Genomic DNA, 25,064 nt, shown 5'->3' on the forward strand with positions numbered 1-25,064 from the left:
CTGCTATCATGATGACTGCCAATGGAGGGAAGTCCGTGAGTTTTCGATTCCTGTTACATATCCCGTTATTCGTGACGACCGCCGCACTGTTCGGTCTCGCCGTTTGCGGCTGCGCTGCACCGACCTCGCCGCCGACTTCCAGGACAAGTCCGGTCGTCGACCTCAGCGGCAACCCCGGCCTGACGAATCTCAAACTGACCAAGGCGACGAACCCCCACGAGGCCATGCGCTGGCGTCGCAAGACCTGGACGAACGAGGACGGGAAGATTCCCGAGGGCGCCCTGCGCCAGGCCGTCGGACAGAGACTGGCCAATCTCGCACTGGCCCAGCCGCGCGGCGGCGCGCGCTTCGCCGGCATTGATTCCGTCAACTGGGTCGAGCGCGGCCCGCGCAACGTCGGCGGTCGCAGCCGCTCGATCCTGATCGACCCCGCCGACCCGAATCGACTCATCGCCGGCGCGGTCAGCGGCGGCATCTGGAAAAGCACCACCGGCGGCGCAAGCTGGACCCCGATCAACGACGAATTTCCCAGCCTTGCCATCTGCTGTCTGGCCATCGACCCCAACAACCCGCTCGTGATCTACGCGGGCACCGGCGAAGGATTCTTCAACGGAGACGCCATCGGCGGCGCCGGCATCTACAAATCCGTCGACGGCGGCGAGACCTGGGCGCAGCTCGCCTCGACATCGGGCTGGGACAATGTCTGCCGAATCGCCGTCTCACCCAGCAACAGCAACGTCATCCTTGCCTCCAAGCGATACGGCGGCATCTATCGCTCCACCAACGCCGGCTTCTCATGGCAGGCGCGGCTCGGCGCTCAGGGCTCCTTCTACGTCGCCTTCGATCCCATCGACGGCAGCAAGGCCGTCGGCCACGTCATCGACTACGACTCCGACTGGTATCACCGCGCCGTGTACTCGGTCAACGGAGGCTTCACCTGGACCACCGCGGGCGGACTCAATCACGTCAACGGCTTTGGCTCGCGCATTGAGCTGGCCTATGCGCCGAGCCAGTCGAGCATTGTTTACGCCTCCAGCGCCGCCGACGGCGGAAAAATCTGGAAGTCCACCGACGGCGGCCAGTCTTATGCTATCCAAACAGCAGGCCAGACTACCGGCGTGAGCTGGTACACCAATCCGCTCTGGGTGGACCCGACCAATCCGAACTTTCTTGTCACCGGCGGATATCACCTCCAAAGGAGCACCGACGGCGGCGTCAGCTTCACGCAGATCAGCGACGGATACATCTTGACTTCCCAGCCGCACCCGGACCTGCACGCCATCGTCAGCGACCCGGGCTTTGACGGCGTCACCAATCGGCGGGTCTACATCTGCACCGACGGCGGCGTCTTCAGAACTGACAACATCTACACCGCCTCGACCGCCGCCGGCTGGACCAACCTCGACGGCGAGTACCGCGCCACCCAGTTCTACGGCGCGGCTGGAGACGGCGGCAGCGGACGGATCATCGGCGGCACCCAGGACAACGGCACCCTTCGCCTTGAGCCGGGCTCCGATCTGGCGAATCTCCCCTTCGGCGGCGACGGCGGATTCTGTGCGATCGACTGGTCGAATCCCAACTACTGCTACGGCGAGTACATCACCCTGCAGATTCATCGCTCAAGCGACGGCGGCGTCTCCGCGGGCTACATCATCAATGGTCTCGCCGACGCCGGGACCGCCGCTAATTTCATCGCCCCGTTCATCCTCGACCCCAACAACCCGGCGCGCCTCCTCGCCGGCGGCTCTCGCCTGTGGCGCTGCCCGAATGCCAGGGCCAACCCCATCTTCATCACCTGGCAGCAAATCCGACCGGCGGGCACGGACTATATCAGTGCCATCGCAGTGGCCCCCGGAAATTCGAACAACATCTGGGTCGGCCAGAACAACGGCGAAGTCCATCGCACAGCCAATGGCACCGCGGTATCGCCGACCTGGTCCCCCATTGACGATAACTCAGGCGTGAATCCCCTGCCCAATCGCTACATCACGCGCATCCTCATCGACCCCGACGATCACAACACCGCCTATGTCTGCCTCGGTGGTTTCGCCGCGGACAATCTCATGAAGACGGTCAACGGCGGCGCCAACTGGACGGACGCCACCGGCGCCGGCGCCACCGGCCTGCCCAACGCCCCCATTCGAGGCATCGCCCGCCACCCCCGCAAACCCAACTGGCTCTACGTCGGCACCGAAGTCGGCATCTTCGCCTCGGAGGATGGCGGAGCCACATGGTCCACAACTGATAAGGGACCCGCCAACGTCAGCGTCGACGAAATCACTTTCATGCACGACACCGAGACGCTCCTCGCCGCCACCCACGGCCGCGGCATCTACACCATTGCCGTTCCTGCCTGCCTGCTATTGGGAGATGTGAATCAGGACGAGTCGCTGAGCGCCGACGACATCGCCGGCTTCGTCAGGGCCAAGCTCGGCGCGCCGCTGCCTGAAGACGAGTCCGCCTGCGCCGACTATGAAACCGGTTCCCTGGAACTGGACACCGCGGCGTTCGTGGACGATTTGCTGAATGGTTAACTACGAGCCGATGCGCTGCCCGTCGGTGAGCTTCTCCAGACCATCGGCAACAATCCGCTGCCCAACGGCCAGACCGCTCACGACCTCGACCTGACTGCCGACTTGCCTGCCAAGCTTGATCGGCGTCGCCTGGATGCGTCCGCCGTCGGCCACAAACACCTTCGCCGTGTCGCCCTCGCCCTTCGCGCAGGCAGTCGAAGGGATCCAGATCGCGCTGGACCCCGCATCCGACGACTCGCCAGACGAATCGTCCGCAAGAAACAAGACCTGCGCCGAACCCTCCACCCGCAGATACTCATCCGGATTCATCACGCGGACCTTCGCCTGCACCGTCGCCTTGGAATAATTCGCTCCCGGGTCCAGCCACATGACGTGACCGTCGTAGCGACGATCCTTGTAGGCATCCGGCGTGATCACGCAGGCCATGTCCTTATGAATTCGGGCAACGTCCAACTCGCTGATGTCCACCTCGACCCGCACCTTCGTCATGTCGGCGATCGTGCAAAGCTGGGCATTGGCGATGGCCCCGCGCCCGCCCTCGGCCGCGACGAAGTCGCCGATCTCCACATTGCGCTCCAGAATGACTCCGGAGATCGGCGCCAGAACGTTGCAATCGGTCAGCGCCTTCTGGGCGAACTCAAGCTCCGCCGTATTGGCCGCGACCTGGGCCTTCGCCTCATCGAGCGCGCGCTTGGCATCGGCGAATTCGATGTCCGGGGCGTTTTTGATCTCAAACAGGCGCTGCACCCGGTCGAAATTAATCTCCTGGTATGCCAGGCTTGCACGTGACTTTTCCAGGTCGGCGGCTGCCTGATCGCGACGGGCCTTGTACAGCACGTCCTCAATCCGGGCCAGCACCTGGCCGTCCTGCACGCTGTCGCCCTGCTCAAATCGCAGATCGACAATCTGACCGGACACCTTGGTATTCACCAGAACCTTATGATCGGAGACGATCTTGCCGGTCGCCGTGTACACCGGCAGCGGCTGCGACGAATCCCGCGCCGTAATCGTGATCAGCCGCACCTGCGACTCATCAGCACTCGCCGCGCTCATCGACTGAACCTGTCGGATGGCCCAGATTCCCCCACCGATCAGCCCCACGAGCACAATCAGGATGCCCACGGGCTTTCCCAGCCGCACCGCGCCGGGCGATCTCACCACGGGGCGCGTCGGCCGCTGATCTTTGGGGATGCTCAGCGTGCGAAGCTGCGATCGGATGTCAGGTCTTGTTGCCACGTGTAGCCGATTCTAGCCCAAGGTCAGGCTTTTCGCAGGGCCTCGATGATCCCAATCCGCGAGGCCTTCAACGCCGGAGCGAGTCCGCCGATCAGCCCGACGGCCATCGCCACACCCAGCGCGGTGAGAATGACATCAGGCGTCAGGCGCAGCTCATAGGCCAGAACCGTCCAAGTGCTGTCCGATAAGAAGTCCTGCCGGGAACCATCCACCAGCGAACCGGCTGCCACGCCCGTCGCGCAGGCAAGCAGGCAGATCAAAATCGACTCCAATAGAAACGAAGTGACGATCGAGGTCCGCGTGAATCCGATCGTCCGCAGCATCGCGATCTCGCGCCGGCGACTGTCGACCGAGGCGTACATCGTGTTCGCCACCGCGAAGATCGCGCCGATCGCCATGATGCCGATCAACATGCTGGTCAGCGCGACGATCTGCTGCGTCTTCGATGACAGGTCCTCGTAGTAGTCCGTCTCCAACTTTGCATTCAGCCGAACCGCCGGCCCTTTGAGGTACTTGATCGCCGCGTCGGCATTCGAAGCATCGGCCAACCGAAGTACCGCGCTCGAGATAAACCGCCGGTTGTACGAATCCATGATCGTCGGGCGCGATCCCCATATCTCGCTTTCAAAGGCCCCGCCGCCCGCCTCAAACACGCCGACCACGGTATAAATCCGATTCGCCGCCCGGCCCAACTGCACCTGCCCGCCGACGTGCAGATCGCGATACCGATCCTGCGCCTGCTTCCCCACGATCACTTCCAGCGCCCCCGGCTCATATCTACGACCTTCGACGATCTTCACTTCAGAATGAAGCGCGTACGCCGCGGCGTCCACCCCGCGAACCGCGACATTCGCCGGATTCCCCTCGGGCCCTTTTCGCGGGATCGACGTCTGCACGCACAGTTCCTGGCTGATAAGCATCTGTCCACTGTCATCCTGCGCGATGCCCGGCGTCTGGATGAGCCGATTCGCCTCCTCGGGCGTGATGATGCTCGTGCTCTCCGCCGTTGCTCCGGTCTTCAGGACCATCACGTTAAGCGGCGATCCGCTGGAGCGCAGCGAAATGCGAATCCCCGCCGCGAAAGAAAGAAGGATGCACAAAACGGCGACGATCACGCCCACGACCGTGAAGGTCAGCGCCGTGCTCAGCTTTCTCACGAAGAGATTCCGCCAGTTATAGCTCAGCGGCAATGCCACGAATTCCTCCAGACTCTCTCAACTGCGCGATCATCGCGCCCTATCCCACCTCGCGCAGCGCCGTCACCACGTGCATTCGTATCGCCAGCCAGCTCGGCCACATTGCCGCGATGATGCCGATCCCCAGCGCGATCACCATTGCCTTCACGCACGTGAACGGGGCGATCTCAATCGTCTGAATCAGCGGCACCGTCAGATTGCGAAGCGGCGTATAGGTAAACGCAACATACGGGCCGATCGCGCCGACGAAGCCGCCGACCGTGCAAAGCATCAGGCTCTCCGTCTGCACCAGGACAAACGTGAACCACGACCCGAAGCCCAGCGACTTCAGCGTCGCCACCTCGTTGGTCCGGTCCCGAAAGTTCATGCTCATCGTGTTCGCCGCCGCCATGATCGCCACGAAGACGGTCATCGCCGCGAGGATCGTCAGGTTTCTCGGCAGGTTGAACTGCTGCGTGATGAATTCGTTCATGAACGTCTTTTCGTCCTGCGTCTTGGTCTCGTCCAGCGATCCGGCGAACAGCTTGTCGATCTCCACCCGATAGTGATCCAGGTCCGCCTTCGACGCGCACTTGACGAAGAAAAACGTGACCAGCCCTTCGGGGGCCTGGAGCTTCTTCAATTCCTCTTCGAGATAATCCCGGCGACACCAGTTCGTCACGAAGTCCTCCGCCTTGGGCAGCGTCGAGACGATGTGAAACTCCATCGGCTCGTACGGCGGCAGCGAAGGAAGAATCGTCACCCGGTCACCCACCTTCCAGCCCATGTCCCGCGCCGTTCCGCGCCCCACCATCAGCGCCTGGCGATCCTTGTTCCACGCCTCGATCTCCGCCGGCGTCAGCTTATGCTCGGGAAACGCGACCGCGAACGTGTCCGCATCCACCGCCAGCGTCGAGAGCGGCGTCGGGTCGTCTTCCCGCTGACCGCCGATGTAGCGGAGCCCGCACACCGCGATTAATCGCTTCTTCGTCGGGTCCAGCGTCTCGATCTTTCGCCGGTGACCTTCCGGCAGCGGATTTATGATCGATGTCCTCTGCGTCACGGCGAGTCGAAGCTGCTTGGCCGAGTTATCCAGAAACGCATCAAACCCGTCGACCACCGCGGTCGTCAGGACGTAAATGGTGATCGGCAGCGCCACCGCCAGGCACGTCAGCAAAGTCCGCACCAGATTGCGCGTCAGATTTCGATAAAGATAAATCAGTCGGAGGATCAAAGCTGTCCCGTCGTCACACGGCCCGGTCGTTGTTTCGCCATCACGCCTCGCGCAGCGCCGTCACGACCTGCATGCGCGACGCACGAATCGCCGGCACCAGCGCCCCGATGACCCCGACGCCGCAGACCAGCACCAGCGCCCCAAGAACCTGCCGCGGCGTCATGTGGATCTCAAACGCCATCGACGTAAACGTCGTCGCGCCGAACATGTCCTTGGTGTTGCCAACGAAGGATAGCCACGCCCAGCATCCCAGGCAGCCGAGCACGCCCCCGATCGACGAGAGCATCACCGATTCGATCACCAGCCCCGTTAGAATCTGCCCGCCCGAAAAACCGATCGTCCGCAGCATCGCAAGCTCGCGGCTTCGCCCCGCCACCACCGAGAACATCGTGTTCGCCACCGAGAAGATCGCCGCGATCGACATGATGACCACCAGGACATTGGCAATCCCCAGATACACACGCATCAACCGCGACTGCGCATACCAGTAGTCCGTCTCCGTCTGCCCCGTCAGTTGAATCGCCGGACCCTCGACCTGTTCAACCACCTTCGCCGCGTCCGCCCCATCCGCCAGTCGCAGGTTGGCCGATGAATACATCGTTCGGTTGTACGCGTTCATCAGCGACGGGAGATATCCCCAGATCTCGCTCTCCATCGGCCCGCCGTCCGCCGTGAAATAACCCACCACCTTGTACGGCTTGTCATTCGCAAAGCCGAGGTTCAGCGTATCCCCGATCTTCAGTCCGCCGAATTGCTTCGCCGCCGCCTCCCCGACGATGACTTCGCGCTCCGCCTTCGAAAACAGCGAGCCCTCCGGACGCACATTCTGATGCACCTTGAAGGCGTCCATCGTCACCCCGCGCACCGCCACGTTCGCGTTGGTCCGCCCCTCGTCACGCAGACGCGGCAGCGAGACCTGCACCAGCATCTCCGGGCTCACCAGCACCTGCCCCGTTGCCGGATCGCGCGCCACGCCGGTGAGCTGGCTCAGCTTGTTGAAGTCGTCAATCGGTATCGCGCTGTTGCTTTCCGCCGTTGCGCCGCCCTTGATCACGATTAACTTGGAGTCGTCGCTGGCCACCGAGAGAGAATGACCGAGGGCGTCGGCAAAGCCCATCATGTATGCAAACACCGCGACCACCGCCGAAATGACCAGCACGGTCATCAGCGTCGTCGCCTTCCGCACAAAGAGGCTGCGCCAGTAATACGTAAGCGGCATCGCCATCCGGAAAGATTCCTCGCCTTCCTACGCCACCCGCCGAAGCGCGTCCGTCGTCCTGAGCCGCATCGCCCGATACGCCGGCCACATCCCCGACGCCACGCCGACCAACAGGGCAATACAAATCGAGCCCACCACCGCGACCGGCGACACCGCGAATCCGCTGATGGGGCCGAAGTTCACCAGCCGGGCGATCGGAAGCATGCTCAAAATCCCCCACATCGGCAGTACGCCGAGCAGCGAGCCGATCAGCGCCAGCAGGATGCTCTCCGATATCACGATGAAAAAGATGCGCCCGGATTGAAAGCCGATCGCCTTGAACACTGCCAGCTCGCGCATCCGCTCGCGAAAACTCATCATCATCGTATTGCCCGCGACCAGCCCGATGATGACCACCACCACGATCGCCATGGCCTGCATCAACCCCGGGATGTTCCCCGCCGCCTGGGTGAAGTTGGCCGCGAAGGCGTTCTCATCTTCCGACTTCGTGGCGTCCGGCGTGTTGGCGAACATCTCGTCAATATCCCGCTGAAGGCTCCGCAGGCTCTCGGCGCTGCGGCACTTCACCCAGAAGATGTTGCATCGCGCGTCGTTCGCCCCCGCCGTCTCCAGTGACTCCGTGAGATAGTCGCGCCGGAACCAGAAGAAATTCGCCCGCTCCTTGTTGGTGATGATCTTGACGATGTGAAACTCAAGCGACAGATACGGCGGCACCGTACTGTCCAGCGTCAATCGATCGCCGACCTTCCAGCCATAATTCTGCGCCGGCGTCGTGCCCACCACGCACGCCTGCCGGTCCTTGTTCCACGCCTCGATCTCGTCCGGCTGCATTGCCGTGTCGCTATAGACGATCGGAAACGTATCCGGATCGGCCGCGAGGCTGGTGAGCGTGTTCTGCGAATTCGGCACGCGACCGCCGAACCACTTCATCCCACACACCGCGATCAGCCGCTCCCGATTCGGATCCAATCCTTCGATCTTCCGACGGTGCCCCTCCGGAAGCCCGTTGGTCAGCGTCGTCCGGTGATGAACGCCCAGCCGAAGTTCCTGCTCATTGTGCGCCGCCAGCTCCGCCAGCGTCACCACAAACGAAATCGCCGCGACAAACACCGCCATCGGCAGCGCGAACGCGATCACCGTCAGCGATGTTCGCAGCAGATTCCGCCGCAGGTTTTGCATCAACACATAGGTGATGGTCATCGCCGGTTTCCAGTGCCCCGCTTATCGAAGTGAAACAACTCGCTCTCAGGACGCCGCCGGCGTGAATCGGGCACTGTTCATCTCGTCCCGCTCCAGCTCGCCCTTCTCCAGATGTAGAATTCTCGCGGCATGGGCCGCCGCCCGCGGATCGTGCGTTACCATCAAAATGGTCTTGCCGAACTCCGTATTGAGCAGATTGAGAAGTTCGAGAATCTCTTCCGACGTCTTCGAATCCAGGTCGCCGGTCGGCTCGTCGGCAAGGATCGCATCCGGATCGGTCACGATCGACCGGGCAATCGCCACCCGCTGCTCCTGACCGCCCGATAGCTGATTCGGCCGGTGATCCATCCGGTCGCCCAGGCCGACGATCTCCAGCGCCGTCTTGACCCGCTCCTTCCGCTCGCTCGATGCCATCTTGAACAGCAGCAGGGGAAGCTCCACGTTCTGCGCGGCCGTCAGAACGGGCACGAGGTGGTACATCTGAAAAATAAACCCGACGTGCCGGCTGCGCCACGAGGTACGCTCGCGCTCGCTCATCGACTCGAGATGTGCTTCACCCACCCGCACAGAGCCGCTCGTGGGAGAATCCAATCCGCCGATCAAGTGCAAAAGCGTCGACTTGCCCGAGCCGGACGGCCCCATCAACGCCACGAATTGCCCTGGCTCGATATTCAGATTTAGCCCGTCGAGCACGGGGATCTCAATCCGATCCTTGTAATAAACCTTGGAAACGTCTCGAAGTTCAATATCCGTGCCGCTCATGCATCGCTCCAACCCGCTGGGACATCCGCCGACGCTGCTTCCATGCACCAGTCCGGGGGATTGTATCGCCTCGCACCCGCCGCGACAGCGTAGCGCCGAATCACTTCTCCGCGGGCTCCCGCTTGATGCGAACAATGCGTTCCATGTCGGCGGTCAGACGATCCTTGGCGGCCAGATAAACCGCCAATTCATCCTCGTCCACGTCCTCCATCGCCGCCGCCTGTCGGTAATACCCCAGGGCCCGGTCGAATTCGCCGAGCAGTTCGCACGTCACCCCCATCGCAAACACCGTGTCGTGCTTCTTCGGCTTGTCTTTGTGCGCCGCCTCAAACTCCCTCAGCGCCGTCGCAAAATCATCCGCGCGCAGCGCCCGAACCGCCCGCTCGCCTTCATCCCCCCGCCCGATCACCTGATATGTATTCTCCACGCGAACCGGCGCCATCTGCCCCACGAATTCCCGCGCCGCCCGCTCGATCAGCTCACCGATGAAGTGATCCACCGGGTCGAGGTCTGCCTCGTCAATGTACTGACCGAATAGAAAATCCGGCTTGGCCTTGTCCGTCTTCTGAATGACCGGCGGCGCGAATCGAACCACCGCCTCGCCCGTCACCGCATCCACCAGCGAGAATGAACATTGAAGCGTCAGGTGCCGGCTGATCTCCTCGATCTGCCGCTTGGGAAGGTCGAATCCACCCGGTCCACCCCGCGACGGCCCAAACCCGTAGGGATTCCGCGGCCCCTCCGGTCGAAGCCGAATGCGCGGATCGCGCGCCGGCCGCTGGCTTCCGCCTCCCAGCACCCCGAGCCAGTCAATCTCCGACCGCGAGCTCTTCTTCACCGCGATGTGAATGTTGATCCGGCTCATGATGAGCCCATCGACCGACAGCAGCTTCCCCGCCCGCGCAACCGCATCGCCCTCGACAATCCCCACCAGTTGCAGATCCTGCTCCGCGAGAATCTGCTTCGTCGCTCGTCGCTGCACCACCTTCAGCCCCGAGCCCCACTCCGCCTCCGCGCTCTGCAGCATCGCCTCGGTCAGGTCCGCCGCGATCATCGACCACTTTCGCTCTCGGGCGTCACCGCTCTCCTCATCGCTGTCCACGCCCGAGTCGATCACCGCCACCGCCTTGATATTCTCCGGCAGCGGCCGAACCGGCGCCACGACGTATGAGATCGTGACGAGCTGTTTCTCCTTGGCAGTCGCCGGCGCGGAACCTGCCGAAATAACCAAACCCAACGCAAGCACCGTACAGGTCGAACGCGAACTCAAATATGTCATGGTGGACACTCTCAAAAATCAGGACTCTGTTGCCGCAAATCCCAATGGACACCCCCGGTCCGTCTCGGGAGAGTAGCCGCTAGACCCACCTCTGAGCAGATTCGTTAGTCAACAAAAAGGCCCCGCCGATTCCGACGGGGCCTGAAAACTCATTAACTTGCTGCCGAGAACTCTATTTGTGACAAGACCTTAGACCGCGCTTCTCCAGATACTGCTGATGGTAGTCCTCGGCACGGTAAAACGGCCCGGCACTCACGATTTCCGTCGAGATCGGCCGGCTGAAGCGTCCGCTCTTGCCCAGCGCTTCCTTGCTCGCCTTCGCGCTGCGCTCCTGCTCCGGAGTGTGAAAAAAGATCGCCGATCGATACTGCGACCCGAAGTCCGGCCCCTGCCGATTGACCTGCGTCGGATCGTGATTCTTCCAGAACACCTCCAGCAGATCGTCATACGAAACCTTCGACGGATCGAACTCCACGCGCACAACCTCCGCATGTCCGGTGCTGTCCGAGCAAACATCCTTGTACGTCGGGTCCTTCATCGCCCCGCCCGAGTAACCGACCTCCGTCGCCGTAACGCCCTCCACCTCTCGAAACGCGGCCTCCACGCCCCAGAAACAACCCGCGCCAAACGTTGCAAATTGAGTGCTCATCTTCGCTGTTCCTTTCGCATCACTTCCTGTCCCGCCGACCCGCTTGCCGTTCTCATCGGCCGAGGTCCTTCCCGCTGGTGCACCGCCCGACGTCGATTCATCCGCGCCCGTCGGCACAGTCGACATCGTGGGCGGCCCGGATTTCGCCGCGCCGTCGCCCGCGCAGCCGACCGTCCAAAGTCCCATCATAAGAGTCGAAGCGGTCAAGCAGGTAACGAGTCTCATGGTCTCTCCATTTCGGCATCGCTGAACCGCCGTCGGCTCGCGACGCACAAGATAGTCTAGGGCCCGTAATCTCGCCGAACCACCGGGCCTCCTGATTGGATGGCTCGACGACCGTCGAAGTGACGCCCTGCCGTCGACCTTATTACGCCGCATCAACCATCGCCCTCATAAAAGCGGCCTCCCAGGCCCCGGCTGCGTCAGCACGACTTCCACCGCAACCGGAAGCCCGGAGGCACGATCGACCCGAGGGTACCTACTTCACTCATCCAAACTCACCATTGCCCGTCTCTATAGCCCGAGCAGCTCGTCCACGAAATCCTGCGTGTCCTGTCCGTTGATCAGCATGTCCCCGTTCATGTCGGCCAGGTCAATGTCGCAGCCCGCAAAGCCGCCGCTCTGCAGGACAGCCTGAACGAACTCAGGTATATCCGCCGTCGTGACGGTATCATCGCAATTCATGTCACCAATCTGGCACTGACACGGGCAATGCTCCGTCGGAATCTCGATTACGCCGCCCAGGTAAGTGCCGCTGTGCGCGTCATTCCACTCTCCTGTTGCGGCGTTGTTCATCGTCACATAGTCCTCATTCCCGAGGTTGTTCGGCTCTCCCGCGCCCCAGTTCGTATACCCGACCGGACTTCCATCCGCCCAGACAAACGTGTTCTCACTGGCAAAGTCCGACAGACCGATCCAGATCGCCTGCTCGTGCTTGTTGTAATTCGCGAAGTTCGCGCGAACCCATTCGTTCTCCGCCGAATCGTCGATCGTCACCAGATCGCCCCCCAGCGCCTCGGCCTTGAGCTGCTGCTCGATCCACGTCCCCGGCTCGGTAAAGTAGTAGTCGTGACAGTTCCCGGGATTGCGAATCGGTCCGGCGACGACACCCGGCAGCGGCACCGTCTCGACTTCAATCACACCGCGATACGCGCCGGCATTGCAGTCCGTGTGGTCCTCCCACTCGCCGGCGCCGTTGATGATCGCGTAGTCCTGCTCTCCGAGATTGTCCGGCTGGCCCGCCTGCCAGTTCGTGTAAGTCACCGGCTCGCCGCTCGCCCACTCAAACGTCCCCTCGACGGCGGCATCGTTGAACCCGATCGCCATCGCAATATCGTTGACCGTAAACGTCGCCAGCAGCCATGCGTTCTCCGCGACGTCACTCACCGTCGCCAGATGGCCGCCCTTGGAGATCGCCAGCGCCTCAAGCCCTGTCCACGGTCCCGGATTCGTGTGGTAATACCAGTGTCCATTGCCCGGGTTCTGGAACGGCCCTTCATAAATGTCGCCGGGGAAGTGCAGCACGAGCAGATCGTAATTGCCCGACGACCCGCCCTCGCCGCCGACGCGAACATAATATGTCTGCCCGGCAACCGCGCAAAAATAAACCTGCGCATCCGTCCCGCACGAGTTCAGATCGCATGCAATCTGGTTCGCCGCCGTCATCGGGCATCCCGAATGAACGGATATCACCGAGTCGAAGTCCGATCCATTACATGTGTTGATCAGCGTCCAGCCGCCCTCCGTCGGCGTATAGGAATAAATCTTCGCCGGCGAAGGATCAGAGCAGGCCCCGCCCTCGCACACCGGCTCATTCAGCGTGGAGTCAGCGAAAAACGAACCGGCCGAGACGATCACCGCGCCCACACAATCGCACGACTCCGCGCAATCCGAATTCACGCACAAGCTCCCGTCCCCGTTGTATGTCCCGTTGAAATGCTCGCAGGCCGTCTGAGTAACATCATTGACACACGAACCGCCCGGCTGGCAACAGGCGCCCCTCGGGCCCGGCGGATCGAAGCAGTTCACATCGAAGCAAGACGTGCCGATGCCGTACCACGTGCCGCCGTTATTGGCGCAGTCCGCCTCATCCATCATCAGACATTCATTGTCGATGCAGCACGCGCCGTTTGGAGGCAGAGCGCAGGGAAACGGCGTGCAGGTGCTGCCCGCGCCGTGGAATGTCCCGCCGCCGCTGGTGCAGTTGAATTCGTCGGTAACGTAGCAGTCGCCGAATGCGTCGCAGCAGGCCCCTTCGCAAGAATCGAAATCGCACACCGATGCGACCCCCAGAAACGTCCCGCCTCCCGAGATGCAGTCGCCGATGTAGATGTCGTCCTCGCAGCTTCCCTCGGTGCAGCATGCTCCGTTGCACGACTCAAACGCGCACAGCGTGTTGTCGCCTGCGTAGAATCCCTGGCTCGCGCATGCCGGCGCGGTCAGTTCCGCGCATCCTGCGGCCGTGCAACACGCCCCCATCGGCAGGGCGTCGGTCGTCTCGTCGAAGTCCCATGTGAGAATGTCGTGATCCTGCGAGACCCCGCCCGTCGCGCCGGTAAATCCCACCCACGCATCGCCAGAGCCGTCGAGGATGTCGTCGCCGTTCATGTTTTGAAGATCGACCGACGCGATCAGCGCCGGCGAGACGCTACCGTCCAGATACACCATCAGCACGCCGGGCCGATAGCGAATGAGAACCGTGTGCGGCTGCTCGTCGTTCAGATCAAACGGCGCGGAAATCAACTCAAGGGAGTCGGCGTCCTCGATGGAGTTCCCCTGGTTTCCCTTCGACTGCACGCTGATGTGATTGTCGCTCTCGGGAAAGAACCCAAACGTGTCGAACTCGATCGCGATGCTTCGAGGAATGCCTTCGTAGCCCAGCCCGCTTCCGCCGTTGCCCAGAGCCGACGTCCCGTCATCCTGAATGACGAACGCGAACCCATCAGCCCCGAAGCTCCCGCTGCCGGAAAGCCGAAAGGTAAACGTCGTGTCGAAGCCGTCCGCGACGTGTGCCTTGGTCGACGTGTACCACGCGCTGCCGCTCTGATCGCCCGTGTTTGCCGCCAGCCGAAGCACATTGCCCGCCTGCGCCGCATCGTTGTTGAGCGTCAGCCCGGCGACACTCGCAAAGTCGGGATACGTGAAATCGCCCTTCACCCGCCCCTCGCACAGCCAGCTTAGCGCAGCAAAAGCCACCACGCAGCGGACGATCCGCGCGCAGCCACACCGATCAATAACTCGTGTCGTGTTAGACATGATTCCGCTCCGTGGTGGTCAGGCTCGCGCACGAGCAAGACCACACAGTTCGCCCGCCCGCCGGATGTCGGGGACCACGGCCGACCCGAGTCCCGGGAGAGCAACCTCCGGCGGCGCTCAATACCAGTACCCCCGGCGCCGCGAACTCTGCCCCGGAAATTATTATTCTCTTAAACTGTTCACAGATAATAAGTTACAGAGCAATTGCGGCCTTCAGCCATGCAAACCGGTTTCACCCAAACGGGGTAGCATGGGCCTCCGGCCCGTGTGTATCCCAATGATTTCGTGTGAACGGAAGTACCACGTTCGCACGAAAAGCGCGATAACGCTGCCTGTCTTTCGTGCAAGCACGTGCGATTCCACACCGACTTCGACCCCGTCGCCGTGTCGGTCAACGGCGCGAACGAGGAGCAAGTGTCGTTTATGCGATGAAAACCAAACGCCCATCCCGGGCTCGTATGCTCCCGGCATTCACCCTGGCCCCGTTGACCTTTGAATCTCATCACGATTTTTCTGAATTTTCACCCCAAATCGCGACCCGCCCCAACCCATGCCCACCACAAGTGTTGGCACAATTCCCGAAGGTCTTGTGTCACCTTATGTCACCTTCAGATTCGGCGGTCCCCGTAGCGTCCGGCGCCTCTGCCGGCCGTATGACACCGGCGCTCTCTGGACTGAAACCGCGCAGACTCACCGCCGCTCACTGTTTTGACTTTTTGACTTTTCGGCGTTTTGACGTTTCCCGGCCCGTCAAACCCCCGCCAGCTCCCGCACGCGCCGCTGATACGCCGGCCGCGGATCGGGATACGAAAACTTCTCCGGCAGTTTCCACTTCGCGAAAAGTTTCGCGTTGTCCGCCTCGATCAGCCCCATGTCCGCGCTTTTTCGCTCGTCGATCAGCTCCTCGTGATGAACCAGCGCCTCCCGGCAGCCGACCACGCTCAGCCCCGCCTCGCGCTGCACCTTCAGCGCCAGGTCCGGGTCCCACCCGCAGAAGTAATACCGCTCGTCGAGATACCCCAGCCGCTCCAGGAGGTCCCGCCGCAGCAGACCAAAGTTGGCGTACGGCGTCCCGCGCACGTTGTAGATGCTGTAGGCCTCCCCGTGATACTCAATCGTGTCCAGCTTGTTCCACTTCCGATCCTCGTTGTGATAAAACGCCACCATGCCGACGCCCTTCATGTCGGCTCGCTCGATCATTCGAACCGCCGCTTCCAGCGCACCCGGAAGGGGGTACGAATCATCGTTGAGCCACATGACATATTTGCCGGCCGCCGCCCGAAAGCCCTTGTTGTAGGCCTTCGTCGCTCCCTCGCGCTGTGTCTCGCGGATAAATCGGATATCCGGCTGAGCCTCAACCCACTCTTCCGTCCCATCCCCCGCCCCGCCGCCGACCACGACCAGTTCATACGCAATCCGCACATTCCCGCGAACCCGCGCAATGCACCGCTTCAGGTGCTCGCACCGGTTGTAGGTGGCGATGACAATGCTGACCAATGGCTGATCTCTTTCCAAATCGCTCATGGCACTTTACTCTCAAAAACCTGCGAAAACAGGAGTCTCCCCCGGCACAAAACGTATCGACCTCCGCAGGCCGTCTCCGATAGATATGAAAGGGCCGAGTCCCTGAATTTCCTCAATCGGCATGGAGGCCGGATGACCCAGACCGCAACCCTGAAAACGGCCGTTTCGCCTGCAAAGTCGCCCGCCAGTCCCCCGGCACAAACCTACGACGAGCTCTTCGAACGCGGCGACTATTACACCGTCGTCAATGGCGTCCTGCCGCTGGTCGGATCAGGCCCGACCGGTCTGCACGCCGCCATGCTCGCCTGCAAGTCGTACGTCGCCCTCGGCCTCATCGATGCCGCCCGCGAGATCATCACCCATCCGACCAGCCCCCTTTCGCAGATGCATGAGTTCCAGTCGCTGCTGCCCCGCCTCACCGAGATTCCCGGAAGTAAGATTTCGTGGGCTACGCTGACCGATCGCTTCGAGAAAAACCTCAGTACGCTGCTGAGTCGTCATCCGCATTTGGCCGTCCATGAATCCACCTTCCGCGGCATCCCCGACTGGCTGGAACTTCACCGCTGCCGGGACGGCAATCTCCAGGTCATGCAGCGAGACGACGCCGCACAGGGCCGATGGCTGCCGGGCCTGCTCGACCTGCGCCGGCTCAGTGCGGAAATCGCGATCCCCAACGAAGGCAAGCAGTTGACCTGCCCGCCGTACCTCATCACCGGCGATCACTTCGGCTGTCTCTTCAAAAGGGTGTTTGATTCGTCGAACCGGCTCTTCCTGACCTATTCCCCGTGGATTTATCTCATCGAGCCCGATCCGGCCTCGCTGGGGCTCTGCCTGTACACCGAGGAATCCGTGGACAAGTGGTGCCACGATCGTGTCATCATCCACGCCGGGCCGCGATGCGTCGAGGACTTCGCCGCCACCTGCCGGGCCAACCTCGAACAATGTCTGCCCGACTCGTGTCTCCATACGCCCTTCGCCCATCGCCCGGTGCTCGATGACCTGATTGCGGCCATCCATTCAATCAACCGCGAACAAGGTGAAGCCCTCAAGGATTCTCGCAAGGCCGCCCATTCTCATTATGATTCTGTTCCCGCAAACTACTGGGCGAGCCGCTACGATCCGAGCGATTGTGATGGCGTTCAGAAGCCCCTTCGCGTGCTGGGCATCACCAGCCGCTTCACCACCGTGCTCCAGTACTCCATGCGCGATCTGAAGGCCGCCTTCCAGCGCGCCGGCCACACCTTCGACCTGCTCATCGAGCCGACCGACGCCGATCAGCACACCCAGCTCGCCATGGCCCGCGCCGTCGAAAAGTCCCGCCCCGACCTGATCTTCCTCATCGACCACCACCGCCACGAATACGGCAGCCTGTTTCCCCAATCCGTCCCCTACGTCTGCTGGATTCAGGACATGTTGCCCAACATCACGACGTCTTCGGCCGCCGATCGTATGGGCCCTCGCGACTTCTTCATTGCGGCCGATCCCGCCGAGTTGACGCGTTCATACAACTACCCTGCCGATCGCGGAATGTGCTGGACACTTGCTACAAACCACCGCTTGTTCTCTTCCGAACCGCTTCCTGAGAGCGAACTGGCCCCCTACCGCTGCGACTTCTCGTTCGTCAGCAATCAATCGATGACCCCGGCAGCGTTCCATCAGGCCTACTCAGGCCGGCATGGGATCCCCGCCGCCAACCGTCGCGTCCTCGATTACCTCTTCCAGCGAGTCCAGAAGATCAATGTCGAGACGCCGGAAAAAGCGGGCGGATTGGTCGCCGGATCGCTCATCGCCGACATGGAGCGCGACCTGGGAGTCGCCCCGACCAGCATCGAACACCGCAACAACATCTGTCGGACCTACATTCACCCGCTCTCCGAGCTTTTCTTCCGGCAGACGACGCTCGAGTGGATCGCCGACTTCTGCGATCGCACCGGCAAGTCGCTGAGTCTTTACGGCAACGGATGGGAATCTCATCCCCGCTTCGCGCGGTACACCAGGGGCGCGATTCAAAACGGCACGGCCCTACGCGCACTGTACCAGGCAAGCGCTATCAGTCTGCAGATCATCGGCAGCGGCGCGATACACCAAAGACTGCTCGACGGCCTCGCCGCCGGCGGATTCTTCCTGATTCGCGGTACACCGATCGATACGATCCAGCACGCCTGCAGAAGGCTCGTTGAGTTCTTCGAGCAAGGCAGATTGAAAACGGGCAGTCCGATCGCCGCATCCGATGCGGAGCTTTGCGCCGTGCTGGAAGACCTGCGGCCCCTGCTCGGCGCACGCGACCATAAATCACCGTTGGTGCTCGGCAATGACGAACTAAACATGGTGCAATCGGCATTGGCATCGCGTGATCGCCGGTTCGCCTCCGCTGTTTTTCCGACCGAGTACCCGAAGGTCGTCTTTTCGAGTCGAAATGAGTTTGAAGCCTCGGCCGACCGTTATCTGTCCGACGCCGGTTGTCGACACTCAATCGCGGCCTCCATGCGGACCGTTGTCGAAAGCAGCTTCACCTACGACGCCCTCGTTTCCGACATTGGCACGTTTCTTGGCAACCACTTCGCTACACTTCGCGCATAAACTGCGCGTTCGCACCGATCGCCCCCTCAAGCACCCCTTCCCGGTTCTCCGATAAAGCCAACTGCGGCAGATAATTACAGACAATGCGGGGCCCTCGCTTTGCAGAAGATCGTCGGACTCATCACCGCCCGTGGAGGCTCCAAAGGCCTGCCGGGTAAGAACATCCGCCCGCTCGGCGGCAAACCGCTGATCGCATGGACGATCGACGCGGCCCGGCGCGCCGATTCCCTCGCCCGCGTCATCGTCTCGACCGACGACAAGGCGATCGCCGACGTCGCCCGCGAGTACGGCGCGGAGGTGCCCTTTATTCGCCCCGCCGAGTTGGCACAGGACCGCTCGCCGCACATCGACGTCGTCCTCCACGCGCTCGACGCCCTCGCCTCAGTCGACGGCGTTAGCACGGACGCCGTGATGCTCCTGCAACCGACGTCGCCCTTTCGCACCGCCGACGACATCGACGCCGCCGTCCGCCTCGCCCGTCAGAAAGGCGCCCCCGCCGTCGTCAGCGTCGTCGAGACCCACGACCACCCGTTTCTCGTCCGCCGGCAAAGCGCCGACGGTTCGCTCGCGCCGTTCGTCCCCTGTGACATCGCCTATCCGCGAAGGCAGGACCTCCCCCCTGCGTACGCCCTCAACGGCGCGATCTATCTCTGCGGCGTCGAGACGATCCGCAGACTACGAACCTTCGAGCCGCCCGGCACGCTGGCCTATGAAATGCCGCCCGAGCGTTCGCTCCAGATTGATACGCCCTGGGACTTTGACCTGTGCAGCATGATCGTCGCGAGTCAGTCGTCGCGGACAGCGCCGCCGAACCATCGAGGATGTCAAACGCTTGTCGCTGAATGATCTACATGCCATCCGTTCCTTGCGTGAACGCGAGAGCCATCTCTTCGATCGGCCCCACCGCGCCGAAGACGCCCAGCGCGTCCTGTTCTACAGCATGGACCCGTGGCAACTCGGCGTCTTCGAACAGTTCCTTCACCTTGCCGTCGAGCTTGAGGGACACGAGGCCGTGTCGGTCTATTTCGACGGCCTCCTGCCGCTTTGCGCCTGGGAGAACCAGGACATCCAGCCGCCACCGCACGAGGTTCTCCGCCGCCGATTCGAGTTCATGCACGATTGCTTCGGCATCAAGGGCCGCGGCATCTCCACCTACGTCGATGCGACGACCGCACGGCATTCCGCCGAGGAACTCGTCCGACAAACACCTGACGCGCAACTCATGGATATGCGGCACCGCGGCCTGCCTATCGGGAAGATCGCGCTTCGCGACCTCACTCAGTATTCGTTGGGCATGTTTGACCCGCGCACGCCGGAGGAATTCTCAGTCTATCGGCTGCACCTCATACACGCCGTCATGAGCGTCGATCTCGCCGATGCCATCCTGCTCCGCGAAAAGCCCGACATCGTCGTGCTCGTCAACGGCAAGTCGATCATGTACTCGTACATGTACGAACTTGCCCGCATGCGCGGGGTGAGTGTGACGACGTGGGAAGAAGGCGGCTACTTCGATGCCTCCGTGGTCCTGGCGAACGATGACCGCGCCATCGACTTCCCCGTCGATGAGGCAAGCTGGCAGGCCGCGCGTCAGCACACGCTGTCGGCAAGTGAGGTCGAGGCCGTTGATACCTACTTCGCCCGATGGAGAAGGCAGGAGGCGCGGTTCTACACCTATTACGAACGAGAAGAGACGGACTTTGAGCGCATCCGACGCGAGCTTGATATCCCGCCCGATGCGAAAATCGTTTCGCTTTTCACGAACATTATCTGGGACACCAACGCCCTTGGGAAAGACCGCGCTTTTGCCAGCATGTTCGACTGGATCTGTTCGACCATCGACTGGGCGGCGATGCGCCCCGACCACTGTTTGATCATTCGCGCCCACCCCGGCGAAACGCGCCTGTGCTTCAAGACGCGGACGCCGATCATCGAGTCCATCCAGGCTCACTACGCAGGGCGACTTTCGCAGAACGTGAGATTCGTCGCGCCTGACTCGCAGTTCAGCTCATACGAGATTGCCGCGCGGTCGGAGCATTGCGCCGTGTACACCTCGACGCTCGGCGCCGAGCTCAGTCTCATGGGAGCGAGCCCGCTTGTCTGCGGAACACCGTTCTACAGCGGCAAGTCACTCACCGCGGACATCAGCCTTCGCGAGCAATACTTTGCCATACTCGACGGTAAGATTCCCAAGCCGACGGTTGATACCGACAGCCTGCGCAAGCTGCTCCACGTCGTTATCTATCGACTGGTGAAGCGACCCGAGTTTTTCGTCGGCGTCCACGGACACCCGCAGAAGCCCCGCATCCAGATTGATAGCTTTGAGAACTTTCCCGACTCGATGCCAATCTTCGACGGGATCGTGAAGTCGATACTGCAGCGCCGGAGCTTCGTCGGCATCCCGGCCGGCGCTGCCGCCGTCAGGGAGATGGTGCCGGCATGACAACACTCTCCGCCGAAACCGCCGCGTGCCCGCGCGTCCATCGGGAAGTGACGCCCGACGGCGTCATCATCCACTACAACGATGCGCCGTCCTATCAGACCGAGCGCCGCACCATCTTCGATAATCGCATTTACGATTTCGCCACCGACGTCGCCCGGCCGCTGCTGATCGACGGCGGCGCTCACATCGGAATGGCGGCCCTTCGCTGGAAGCGACTCTACCCCGCCGCGAGGGTCATGTGCTACGAACCCGACGAGACCGCCTTCGCCTTCCTCAGCAAGAACATCCAGGCCAACCAACTGGCTGATGTCGAGCTGATTAAGGCGGGCCTCAGTGACCGCGACGGAGTAGTTCGATTCGTGCCCGACGGCTCTGATGGCGGCCGTGTCATCGGCAACGATACGCGCGACCACTCTGTCGCCCATTCGCAATCAGCCTGTTCTATTCGCACGGTCCGGCTCTCGTCGCTCCTCACCGAGCCGGTCGACATGCTTAAGCTCAACATTGAAGGCGAGGAGTGGCCCGTCCTTCGCGATCTGGAGCAATCCGGCGGACTCGGCCTCGTTCGACGGCTTATCCTCGAATACCACGGCTGGCCCGGGGGCAGGCAATGCCTTGGCGACATTCTCAATCTCCTCGACCGCGCGGGCTTTCGCTATCTGCTTCACGACTTCGACCGCGAGACGAATCCTTCCACCAAGCCGCCGTTTCGCCTGCGACCGAATTCACCATGGTTCTGCCTCGTCTACGCCGAGCGCCCCGATGCGAGGTCACCAGCGACGATTGACGCACCACAGGTTCGCACGCCGATCGACTGGGGTGAGCTACGCCGCATCACGCCGGTTAGCCGCACCTTTGGCTTCGATCGCGGGACGCCCATCGACCGGTACTACATTGAGAAGTTCCTTGCGGGCCACGCGCACGACATTCAGGGCCGCGTCCTCGAAGTCGGTGATGCAACCTACACCCGCCAGTTCGGGGCCGATCGCGTGACGCAGAGCGAGGTTCTTCACGCGGTGTCCGGCAATCGTCATGCGACGATCGTCGGCAACCTGGCCACCGGCGAAGGCATCCCCTGTAACGCTTTCGACTGCATGGTTCTTACTCAAACGCTCCTCTGCATTGAGGACGTAGGCGACGCTATCAAGCACGCGGCGAAGGCCCTGAGACCGCGCGGCGTGCTGCTTGCCACGCTGCCGGGGATCAGTCAGATCAGCCGCTACGACATGGACCGCTGGGGGGATTACTGGCGATTCACGACGCTCTCCGCCCGACGATTGTTTGAAGCTGAGTTCGGCGAGGCAAATGTCAGCGTGCAGGCGCACGGCAACGTGCTTGCCGCCACTGCTTTCTTACAGGGCATCAGCGTCGAAGAACTGTCTCCGTCGGAGTTGGACGACGTCGATCCAGATTACGAACTTCTCATCACCATCAGGGCTGTCAGGACAAAATGAAACGATCCCATAGAAAAGGCCCCCCGATCTCCGAGCCCCGCCGCTCTCCGGCAGGCAGTTGTCTGATCCTCCTGTATCATCGAATTGCCGAGCTCGACGCCGATCCGCAATTGCTCGCCGTGTCACCGCGGAACTTTCGCGAGCATCTGAAGATCATCCGCAGGCGCTTTAATCCCATCTCGCTCGACCGACTGCTCAGCGCCCACCCGGCACGCGACATTCCGCCGAACAGCGTCGTTGTGACCTTTGACGATGGCTACGCGGACAACTTTGAAATCGCCGCGCCGCTTCTTGGCGAATACAACATCCCCGCGACGATTTTTGTCACGCCGCGCGTCGAACCCGTGGTCCGAGAGTTCTGGTGGGACGATCTCGAACGCATCGTCCTGACCGCCCCGCGCGTTCCGGCCGATCTGCGTCTGGAATGCGGGGGGGCCGTTCACGAGTGGCACATCGCCGACGGATCGAATGATAGACCGTCAGAATCCGGCTGGAACGTTCTTTCCCGCGAGCCGGTCAGCGAGCGGCAGGGCCTGTACCTGTTTCTCTGCCATCTCCTGCGCCCGATGCGCGACGATCATCGATCGAGCACGATCGACGAGCTTCGCGCGTGGGCCGGTGCGGCGGAGATCATCCGACCGTCGCATCGATCGATGTCGCACGAACAGATTCGCGCGGCGGCCGGACATGATCTGATCGAAATCGGGGCCCACACGCTCACGCATCCACAGCTCAGTACGCTCAGCGTAAATCGCCAGTTGGACGAAATCCTGGGAAGCCGAAGCGAGTTGGAGCGCATCATCGCGCAGCCCGTCACCAGTTTTGCCTACCCGTTCGGCTGCCGGGGCGACTTCGGCGAAGAGTCGGCGGCGATGGCGCGGTGCGCGGGATTCCATTGTGCCTGTGCCAACTCCGGAAAGCCGCCGGTCTCTGCCGCGAGAGTCACCGCCGATGCCGACGTCTTTGCACTGCCGCGGGCGATTGTCCGTGACTGGGACGGCGCCGAGTTTCACGCACGGCTCCTAAAGGCACATGGCGAAGAGTCAAGAAAGCCGCAATTGAGCTATGCCGCGCGAGCTTAGCATTCTTCAGGTCAGCACGGCCGACGTTCTTGGCGGCGCGGAGGCGATTGCGCGGAATCTTCACGTCGCTTATCGCCGTCTGGGCCACGACAGTCACATGGCCGTGGGTCGCAAACGCTCCGACGACCCAGACGTTCATCGAATCACGCATCACAAGGGCGAAGCCACGAGTCTCCGTCGGCGGATTGCATGGGGACTGCACGCCGCAATGCAACCTCACTTCCACAAGATTCCCGGAGCCCGATTGATGGCCCCTGTCCTGCAGTCGCTCGCCGAGCCGTCCGGCTGGCTGGGGCGCCGTCGCGGCATCGAGGACTTCAACTTTCCCGGTTCACTTCAATTGCTCGATCTGCCGCCTCGTACGCCGAAAGTCGTTCATTGCCATAATCTGCACGCCAACTATTTCGACCTTCGAGCGCTGCCGGGGTTGAGTCGCCGAGTACTGGTCATCCTTACACTTCACGACGCATGGCTGCTTGCCGGCCACTGCGCTCACTCTTTCGATTGCGATCGCTGGCGAACCGGCTGTGGACAATGCCCCGACTTGTCCATTTACCCTGCGGTTCGGCGCGACGCCACCGCCGAGAATTGGCGGCGAAAGGCCGAGGTGTTTGCTCAGTGCAGAGTTTGCGTCACCGCGCCCTGCGATTGGCTCCTTCAAAGAGCGAAGCAGTCCATGCTTGCCCCGGCCATTGCCGATGCGCGAGTCATTCCTAACGGCGTTGATACCTCCATCTTTCACCCCGGCGATATGCAGGCGGCTCGCCGGGCCCTGGGTCTACCGATGGACGCCGCCATTCTGCTCTTTGTCGCACAGTCTCCCGGGCAGAATCCCTTCAAGGACTTTGCGACGATTCGTCGCGCCATCGGCCAACTCGCTACCCAACCGCTTGAGCGACCGCTGCTCTTTCTCGCACTCGGCGGAAGCGGTCGGCCCGAACGAATAAATGGCGCGGAGATTCGCTATATCCCTGCACAAGCCGATGCCATGACGGTCGCCGATTACTACCGCGCCGCGGATCTTTACCTTCATTCCGCCAGGGCGGACACGTTTCCCAATACGATCCTTGAGGCCCTTGCCTGTGGCCGCCCTGTCGTCGCAACGGCTGTCGGTGGTATTCCGGAGCAGATTATCTCGCTTGTGCCATGCGGCTCGGCGACCACGGGCGAAGCCATCGACGATGCCACTGGTGTGCTTGTCGCCGCAGGAGATGCGGACGGTCTGGCACACTTCTCGGCGACGATCCTCGGCAATAGGCAACTCGCGATTCGCCTCGCCGGCAGCGCCGCAAAAGACGCGTCCTCGCGATTTTCCCTCGATCGCCAAGTCGAAGCGTTTCTCGCGCTCTATCGAGAACTCCTCGATCCGCCCCCGAGCCGTCGGCCGTCCTCGCCCATGCCTCGCGCCGAACTGATTCCCGCGCATACCAGATAAATATTT

17 protein-coding genes are annotated in these 25,064 nt (G+C 62.0%); 7 read left to right on the top strand and 10 right to left on the bottom strand.

Annotated features, from left to right (window positions below):
- Nucleotides 1-8: 8 nt before the first annotated feature.
- A complete protein-coding gene (locus tag HS101_02210; GenBank protein ID MBE7505080.1) occupies nucleotides 9-2,534 on the top strand; it encodes a hypothetical protein in 2,526 nt (841 codons plus the stop codon).
- Here HS101_02210 and HS101_02215 read toward each other — a convergent pair whose 3' ends face one another.
- From HS101_02215 to HS101_02260, 10 genes are all read right to left on the bottom strand, one after another.
- Complete coding sequence (locus HS101_02215; protein MBE7505081.1) at nucleotides 2,535-3,770, bottom strand: efflux RND transporter periplasmic adaptor subunit; 1,236 nt, start codon at nucleotides 3,768-3,770, stop codon at nucleotides 2,535-2,537.
- Nucleotides 3,771-3,793: 23 nt separating this feature from the next.
- Nucleotides 3,794-4,966: an ABC transporter permease gene (locus HS101_02220; protein MBE7505082.1), complete on the bottom strand. Its 1,173-nt coding sequence runs from the start codon at nucleotides 4,964-4,966 to the stop codon at nucleotides 3,794-3,796.
- Between the two features lie 40 nt (nucleotides 4,967-5,006).
- Nucleotides 5,007-6,179, bottom strand: coding sequence for an ABC transporter permease (locus tag HS101_02225; GenBank protein MBE7505083.1), 1,173 nt, complete (start codon nucleotides 6,177-6,179; stop codon nucleotides 5,007-5,009).
- Between the two features lie 40 nt (nucleotides 6,180-6,219).
- Nucleotides 6,220-7,404, bottom strand: a complete 1,185-nt coding sequence (locus tag HS101_02230; GenBank protein ID MBE7505084.1) for an ABC transporter permease — start codon at nucleotides 7,402-7,404, stop codon at nucleotides 6,220-6,222.
- A gap of 21 nt (nucleotides 7,405-7,425) precedes the next feature.
- Nucleotides 7,426-8,598 (bottom strand): ABC transporter permease, encoded by a 1,173-nt coding sequence (locus HS101_02235; GenBank protein ID MBE7505085.1) that lies wholly within the window; start codon nucleotides 8,596-8,598, stop codon nucleotides 7,426-7,428.
- Nucleotides 8,599-8,643: 45 nt separating this feature from the next.
- Entirely contained in the window at nucleotides 8,644-9,360 is a 717-nt protein-coding gene (locus tag HS101_02240) for an ABC transporter ATP-binding protein (protein MBE7505086.1), read from the bottom strand.
- Between the two features lie 100 nt (nucleotides 9,361-9,460).
- Entirely contained in the window at nucleotides 9,461-10,639 is a 1,179-nt protein-coding gene (locus HS101_02245; GenBank protein MBE7505087.1) for a hypothetical protein, read from the bottom strand.
- Between the two features lie 172 nt (nucleotides 10,640-10,811).
- On the bottom strand, nucleotides 10,812-11,288 hold the full coding sequence (gene msrA, locus HS101_02250; protein MBE7505088.1) for a peptide-methionine (S)-S-oxide reductase MsrA: 477 nt from the start codon (nucleotides 11,286-11,288) through the stop codon (nucleotides 10,812-10,814).
- A 513-nt stretch (nucleotides 11,289-11,801) separates the two neighbouring features.
- Nucleotides 11,802-14,543 (bottom strand): hypothetical protein, encoded by a 2,742-nt coding sequence (locus HS101_02255; GenBank protein ID MBE7505089.1) that lies wholly within the window; start codon nucleotides 14,541-14,543, stop codon nucleotides 11,802-11,804.
- Between the two features lie 750 nt (nucleotides 14,544-15,293).
- Nucleotides 15,294-16,067, bottom strand: coding sequence for a glycosyltransferase family 2 protein (locus HS101_02260; protein MBE7505090.1), 774 nt, complete (start codon nucleotides 16,065-16,067; stop codon nucleotides 15,294-15,296).
- Nucleotides 16,068-16,199: 132 nt separating this feature from the next.
- Here HS101_02260 and HS101_02265 point away from each other — a divergent pair, with 132 nt between their 5' ends.
- The 6 genes from HS101_02265 to HS101_02290 all read left to right on the top strand — a co-directional run bounded on the left by HS101_02265 (nucleotide 16,200) and on the right by HS101_02290 (nucleotide 25,058).
- Nucleotides 16,200-18,647, top strand: coding sequence for a hypothetical protein (locus HS101_02265; protein MBE7505091.1), 2,448 nt, complete (start codon nucleotides 16,200-16,202; stop codon nucleotides 18,645-18,647).
- A gap of 99 nt (nucleotides 18,648-18,746) precedes the next feature.
- The gene (locus HS101_02270) at nucleotides 18,747-19,493 is read left to right on the top strand and encodes an acylneuraminate cytidylyltransferase family protein (GenBank protein ID MBE7505092.1); all 747 of its coding nucleotides are present in this window, start codon (nucleotides 18,747-18,749) and stop codon (nucleotides 19,491-19,493) included.
- Nucleotides 19,480-21,087 (top strand): hypothetical protein, encoded by a 1,608-nt coding sequence (locus HS101_02275; GenBank protein MBE7505093.1) that lies wholly within the window; start codon nucleotides 19,480-19,482, stop codon nucleotides 21,085-21,087. Before HS101_02270 ends, HS101_02275 begins: the two co-directional genes overlap by 14 nt.
- Entirely contained in the window at nucleotides 21,084-22,541 is a 1,458-nt protein-coding gene (locus HS101_02280; GenBank protein ID MBE7505094.1) for an FkbM family methyltransferase, read from the top strand. The genes HS101_02275 and HS101_02280 overlap by 4 nt, the downstream gene beginning before the upstream one ends.
- A complete protein-coding gene (locus HS101_02285) occupies nucleotides 22,538-23,623 on the top strand; it encodes a polysaccharide deacetylase family protein (GenBank protein ID MBE7505095.1) in 1,086 nt (361 codons plus the stop codon). The genes HS101_02280 and HS101_02285 overlap by 4 nt, the downstream gene beginning before the upstream one ends.
- Nucleotides 23,607-25,058: a glycosyltransferase gene (locus HS101_02290; protein MBE7505096.1), complete on the top strand. Its 1,452-nt coding sequence runs from the start codon at nucleotides 23,607-23,609 to the stop codon at nucleotides 25,056-25,058. Before HS101_02285 ends, HS101_02290 begins: the two co-directional genes overlap by 17 nt.
- Nucleotides 25,059-25,064: the final 6 nt, after the last annotated feature.

This window comes from Planctomycetia bacterium, from assembly GCA_015075745.1.
GTDB lineage: Bacteria > Planctomycetota > Phycisphaerae > UBA1845 > UTPLA1 > UTPLA1.